Below are 4,501 nucleotides of genomic sequence, written 5' to 3' on the forward strand. Positions count from 1 at the left end.
CGCAGAATCCAACTCCGACCCGACCTCACCGACAGCTGTCTCACGGCCACCGGTCTGACCATCAACCCACCGACCCCACCCTGAAACCCTCAGTAAACGTACGGCGCGCTGCCCCCTGCTGGGCCCCGACCCTCCTTTCCCCCGGGTCGGGGCCCGGCCACGCATGATCGGCAGCAGGCATCGATACGGGCCCGGCGTCCCGCACCTGGTGGCGCGCACGCCGCGCCGCTTGCCCACTCCGGCAAAACCGGGTCGCGGCCGGTGGGACCTACGAGGGTGTGGTGGACGCCGTATACCTGTTCCTCGCCGCTCTCGGCCGGCGATCGAAGTCGGTGCGGTACTGCGGCGGGATCGCCCATCAGTGCCACGGCGACGGTGATGCGGGGTGGTCCAGGCCGGTCACCTCGGACAGCCGCCCGTCGATCGGTGCTGTCCAGGCGGAAGCGCCGAGGCGGAGCCCAGCGCGAGCGCGTCACGGCCACGCGGGGCGGCGGGGTCCTCCACGAGGACACCGCGGCGCGAAGGAGGGGGCGCCGGAACGCCCAGGGCGTCGACGAGCTCGGGAAGGGCGAGCCGCCGAGCCCACCTGCCGGTCATCCGGGTCGGGGCCGTCCCACTCCCCCGTGGGACCCACCGGGGTTCTGGCCGAACTCGTGGAGCAGCTCGGTGGGCTGGCCGCCGAGAGCCCCTGGTCGCTTTGAAGGCCCTCGCCCGACCTGCGGCACGTCATCTTCCAGACCGGCCAGGACGATCGCCGCGGCCCGCAGTTACCTCACCGATTACCTGCATTGACCCTGTCCGAGGCCGCAAAATCCCGCGGGGCGGATGCGGTCGATGCCGGTGTGCGGCCGGGGTCAGCGGGCGTAGCGTGACGGGGTATGAGCGAGGTTGCGGAAGGCAGGGGTCCGAAGGTTGCGCCGAGTTTTCCTCCGAAGTCGCCGCCGCCGCAGAAGAAGCCGGTGGAGCCGCCGCGGCCGCAGCCGGCGACGAAGCCGAAGTCGCTCACCGGGGTGCCGCCCCGACTGGTCGTCACCAGTCGGCGGGCCAGGGTGCTGGCGTTGCGAGCGGACCGGTGGGCGGCGAAGAAAGCCGCCGCGCAGGCGGCGCTGGCTGTCGCGGAGTGGGGCTACCCGCTTCTGGACGAGCACGACTTCCTCAAGACGGTCCACAGCCTCGTGGACGCGGCCGTGGCGGCCGGTGGGAAACGCGTCAGCGTCCACCTCGCCGACCAGGACGACAAGATCCTCGTCATGGCCCTCAACCACCAGGCCAGTGCGCAGGACGCGGCGGGAGCGGGGCCGGCGGAGGTGGCAGTCCTGCGGACCGTCGATGCGTGCGGCGCCCATACCGACCATGACGGTCATGCCTGGTGGGCACTCCTCGACGCCCGCCCCCAGCCGAAGAAACGTCTGGCGTAGCAGGGGAAGCGGAGTTCACCCGGGGCCGTGGTCGCGGGGCAGAGGCCGGGGCCGACGTGGATGCTGTCGAACCGGGCGCTGACCGGCGACGTGTGACGGACGATCACGGTGCCCCCGGTTCAACCCGGGACGCGAGACGTTCGCGTGCGTGTGGGTTCCCTACGATTCCGACTTCGGCGCGTTCCATGATGTAGCCGCCCCTCTGCTCGCGGAGCACAGTCGCGCCACGACTTCTTCCCACAGGGGACGCCGCCGACCAACGTGTTCGACGTGTCCAGCGTGCCGTGGGCGTCCTTCACCGGGTTCAACATCGGCAGCGGCTGGGACCACCTCGCGCCGATCTTCACACTCGGCCGCTACACCGAGCGAGACGGCCGGGTGCTGCTCCCCCTGGCAGTACAGGTGCACCACGCCGCCGCAGACGGGTTCCACTCGACACGGCTCATCAACGAGTTGCAGGGTTTCGTACAGGTCCGACCTGGCTGGAGGAGAGCGGAAGGCCTGAGCAGAAGGCTTCGCCTGCCGGAGAAGGGGCGGGGTCCAGTGCCGAGGAGGAGGCGGGAGTTGCTGGACCGGGGAAGTCTGGCACCTGCGCTGATCTCCGCCTCGGGTGGAGGCCTGGCCACTTCTCTGACCAGGGCGGAGCGTTTGCCTGCTGGGGCATGGCCTGACCTGCGTGTGATCGTGTACCCGCCGGATGCTGACGGCGGCCGCCAGGTGCGGCTGGATGGCAAGACCCTCGGCAAGGCCTTCGGTCCTGGGACGTCTTGGAGTTCTTGCGCCGTGCGGTCCTGGACCTTGACGGCGTAGTGCTCGACGAGCCGGAGCAGCGCCTGATCGAGTGGCGCGGCGGGGAGCCTGCCGTAACGACTGTCACGTCCAGCTGCAGCAGGAACAGCCCCGACGCACATCGTGATCAGGCCCCATGGCGGGTCGGCCAGTGGATGTCTGGACACGGTCAGAAAATTCTTCGGCCATGACGGACACGATGCCGGTGGGCCGTCCCGATCCGGGCGAAGGAGACGCTCGGGCATCTCGTGTCCTGGCATCCACCGGGCTGGGGTGACGGCCTCCCTTGCCGGATGTCTGTTCGCTGAGTGGCCTTATGCCCTGGCAAGGATGCGCTGGAGGGCGGCTGTGAGGCTGGCTTCTGCGTTGTCGGCGCACCAGGCGATGTGTCCGTCGGGGCGGACGAGGAGAGCGGCATCGGGGTCGCTGGTACCGAGAATGTGTTCCCATTGCCCGGGTGTTGCGGCGCGCTGGGTAATGGTGTTGACGGCGAGAGCGGTGACGGGTAGTCCGGCCGCGCGTGCGGTGTCCGCCTGACGGCGCCAGGCTGGGTTGCCGGTGCTGGTGATGACGGTGAAGTCGGGCCCGATGAGGTCGAGGGTGGAGGAGAGGCTGTCGGGGCCGCCGGTGAGGCGGATGTGCGGGGCACGGGTGCCCGGACGGCAGGTGGGGCGGTAGCCGGCCGGGTCCAGGGTGCTGTCCCCGGAGGGCTGTCCCCACGCGGGGATGACGGCGGTGGAGTGGTAGGCGGCGGTCAGCAGGAGTTCGTCGTCGATGCGGTAGCCGGCCCGCGCGCGGGCGTTGTCGGTGGAGATGCCGATCACCTGGCGGGCGATGGGGCGGCGTTCGGTCTCGTAGGTGTCAATGAGTGCCTCACCAGCAACGCCGGCGGTGACCGCGGCGAGCTTCCAGGCGAGGTTGTCCGCGTCGCCGATGCCGGTGTTCATGCCGTGCCCGCCGGTCGGCGGGATGACGTGCGCGGAATCACCGGCCAGAAGGACACGTGAATTCCGGTAGGCGGTGGCTAGCTGGGCGTCCATCCTCCACGTCATCGTGTCCTGCACTGTGACCTCGAGGCCGGGGATCCCGGCGGCCGTACGGATAAGTTCGGCCAGGTACCCGTGGTCGGAGAAGTCCACCCGAGGCCGGGCGTCCGGGCTGTCCGGGAGGGGGTACTGGTAGATCCAGCAGCGGTCGTTGTCCACCGCCATGAAGCCGCCCCGGCCCGGGACGGTGAGGAAGTAGGAGGCGCTGGCCCGGTCGGCCACAATCTTTCCCAGCGGCGCCTCGAACCGGATGCTCAGGTACCGCCCCAGGCCCGTGGGACCCTCCATCGCCACACCCGCCAGGGAGCGGACGGTACTGGCGGCACCGTCGCAGCCCACCAGCCAGTCCGCGGCGACACCGCGCCGTGCACCGGTCGCTGAGTCTTCGACTTCGGCCAGGACGCCCCGGCCGTGGTCGGTGAAGGACACCAGGCGGGTCCCGAACGTGATCCGTGGGCCGGCCAGGGCGGTCGCGTGCTGGAGCAGGACGGGCTCCAGCACATCCTGGGAGCAGATCAGCCCCGGTGACGGGGTCTTCTCCTCGTCCTCGGCGGGTTGGTGGCCGAGGCCGGTGCGGGTGTAGTCGGGGTCGAGGAGATCGCGGCCGCGGTAGAAGAAGACCTGGTCGGCCGGCAAGCCCGCCTGGCGGACGGCCTGCTCCAGGCCGAGGCGGCGGAAGATCTCCATCGAGCGGGCCGAGATACCGCGGGCCTTTGGATGGCGCGATGTCGAATCGCGGGCCTCGACCAGCAGGTGGTCCACGCCGTACCCGGACAGCAGGGCCGACAGCGTTAGACCCACTGGGCCTCCACCGACGACGAGCACAGATGTCTCCGACACCCTCACACGAGCCTCCATCCACGCGCCTGAAACCAATCATGACGATATGCCGCGAATGTTAAGTTCATTGCATGTTCACGGACTGCACTGAGGTGCAGCGACTCGATACCGATCCGGAGATCGCGGAACATCCGCTGATCGAGCTGGAGGAGGGGTGCGGATGGTGCGGCCGAAGGCCGAGTTGACGCTGTCGGACTGCGGGCCCCGCATCACTCGTGGTGCTGGTCGGTTCCGGAGAAGCCGTACACACCCCCTGGGGCCGGATCCCCTGGTCAAGAGTCGGCCTCCGGGACCGTCCAGCACCACGATCACGACCACCGCATCCAGTCCGATGATCAGATCGCTGGGGTTTGTGGTCCCAGCCGCCCACAGGGGTCACCTCTCACCACGCCCGGAGCCGCCGAGCTC

At 69.7% G+C, this 4,501-nt stretch carries 3 protein-coding genes; 2 read left to right on the plus strand and 1 reads right to left on the minus strand.

Annotated features, from left to right (window positions below; genetic code table 11):
* The first annotated feature begins 878 nt into the window (after positions 1–878).
* Positions 879–1,418: a hypothetical protein gene (locus tag IF89_RS43515; protein WP_030776636.1), complete on the plus strand. Its 540-nt coding sequence runs from the start codon at positions 879–881 to the stop codon at positions 1,416–1,418.
* Between the two features lie 270 nt (positions 1,419–1,688).
* Positions 1,689–2,228, plus strand: coding sequence for a CatA-like O-acetyltransferase (locus IF89_RS49475; protein WP_420707007.1), 540 nt, complete (start codon positions 1,689–1,691; stop codon positions 2,226–2,228).
* Positions 2,229–2,521: 293 nt separating this feature from the next.
* On the opposite strand, the gene IF89_RS0134390 is transcribed toward IF89_RS49475, so the two are convergent.
* Positions 2,522–4,111, minus strand: coding sequence for an FAD-dependent monooxygenase (locus tag IF89_RS0134390; protein ID WP_063831385.1), 1,590 nt, complete (start codon positions 4,109–4,111; stop codon positions 2,522–2,524).
* Positions 4,112–4,501 lie beyond the last annotated feature (390 nt).

Source organism: Streptomyces sp. NRRL F-2664 (genome assembly GCF_000719345.1).
Taxonomy (GTDB): domain Bacteria; phylum Actinomycetota; class Actinomycetes; order Streptomycetales; family Streptomycetaceae; genus Streptomyces.

Bases quoted from the DNA above. Each gene is read 5' to 3' on its own strand.
- IF89_RS43515 (WP_030776636.1), top strand. From the start codon at position 879: ATGAGCGAGGTTGCGGAAGGCAGGGGTCCGAAGGTTGCGCCGAGTTTT.
- IF89_RS0134390 (WP_063831385.1), bottom strand. From the start codon at position 4,111: ATGGAGGCTCGTGTGAGGGTGTCGGAGACATCTGTGCTCGTCGTCGGT.